Annotated in this window: 1 protein-coding gene; it reads right to left on the reverse strand. The window is 49.7% G+C overall.

The window, feature by feature from the left end:
- Positions 1–37 precede the first annotated feature (37 nt).
- On the reverse strand, positions 38–1,679 hold a 1,642-nt coding region (locus tag INT22_RS02520), incomplete at its 5' end, for a DUF4214 domain-containing protein (RefSeq protein WP_193067612.1).

The raw sequence follows: 1,679 nt of genomic DNA on the forward strand, positions 1-1,679 counted from the left end.
AAGAGTGGCCGCTGGTGCTCTGCCTAACGTCAATGCATCAGGCGAAAATAAAACCTTCCGCTAAATGTTTCACCTGCATTTCTTCAGAAGTAGCGAAATAGGTCATCACATCACCATGATCAACCGTCGGCTCTTCAAGTACATCTGACCAGTACGCAAAGCCATCAGCATCAGGAGCTCTATCAAAGGCGTTGGCATATAGCAGGGTCAGATAGTCATCATCACTGAAGCGACTTCCTTGATCATCGGTAAACTCTTCCGATTCGATGAAGAAATCAGCAATATCAAACATACTCACACCGTTTTCACGCACACCTGACCAGTAATTTAGTCCTGTAGCATCCGCCTCTCGATCAAACGCGACTTTATATAATGCTTGAAGCACTGAGATCTCGACCGTATCCGTGACATCGCCCAGTTCAACAGAAACTGTCGCTGTGCTTGATGCTCCCTGCGAGTCCTCAATCGAGTATTCAAAGATATCGCTGACGCGGTCTACCTCTTGTGAAGGCACAAAAGCCCCTCTCTGGTCGTAGAGGAAATCACCATTTTCCTGAACGGTGAGAGTCGCACCAGATGACAAAACAAGCGCGGTATCAAAAAGAACCTCTTGACCATCAATATCAGTGATTGAGAAGTCATCACCATCAACCTCCTGGTCAATGCCGTTGCCATTGTCTTCCAACAGGTTCCCACGCAGTAACCAACCAAACCGGCTCGAAAATTCATCGTCACGTGCAATAGGTGCGCTGTTTACCCCTCCATCATCGACATCCGGTATAGGCTCTGGATCCTCGGGGGTTTCTGGTAAGCGGAATCCAATGGCACCAGGGTCAACAATAACGCCGTTAGCGGCGCCATCAGAATCAAACTCACCGCCATCCTCAATGACAAAATCAAAGCGTAATTTATTACCTTCATTTGTCAGACTACCGCCAAAGGCTGCACTAGCCAGATTTACCCAGTCTCCAGCCGCGTTCTGCTTCCAGTAACCATTGGCCTCAACATCATCGGCGACGAACAGAGAAAACACATTAGACCCACCAACGGTTTCTATATCCGCTTCAAAAGCGATTAAACCAAATGGCATATCAAGGTCATCTGGTCGGTCATTCGGCGCATCCAACTGTCGCACATTACGCAACGTTAGTAAGTCATCATCGCTCTCGGCGTCACGGCTGCCGTTCGACGTCAGCGTGATAAACGCTTCAGGGGCATCTTCGGGATTAGAGACAGCCGTCGGCGTCAATAAAAACGGTGTAGAACTGACATTGCTTTGCTCGGCGTCAGAAATGCCGTCGCCGTTGCCATCACCGGTAGTGCTTCCATCTAGCGATGGTACGCGATTTTCATCTTCATTCGAAATGCCGTCATTATCGCTATCAGGATTAGCACTAATAGCAGACGTTGGCATCGATGTAATAGTTTCGGCCGTGCCCTGCTGATCGGTATAGCTGGCACGCACGCTGATAGCAGTGCTCACATCCGCTTGGGTCAGGGTGTAAGTTTCACCCGTCGCATCAGTGATTTCATTACCATCGCGCAGCCAGTGGTAAGTTACTGTGCCCAGGCCGTCTTCATCGGCTAAGGTGTTAGACGCCGTCAGTGTCTGATCTTCTACTGCATCGCCTGTGATCGTGACGTTGCCAGTGGGCGCATCGTTGACGTTGGCCACGCTC

Origin of the sequence: Halomonas sp. 3D7M (assembly GCF_014897885.1) — a bacterium.
Lineage (GTDB): Bacteria > Pseudomonadota > Gammaproteobacteria > Pseudomonadales > Halomonadaceae > Vreelandella.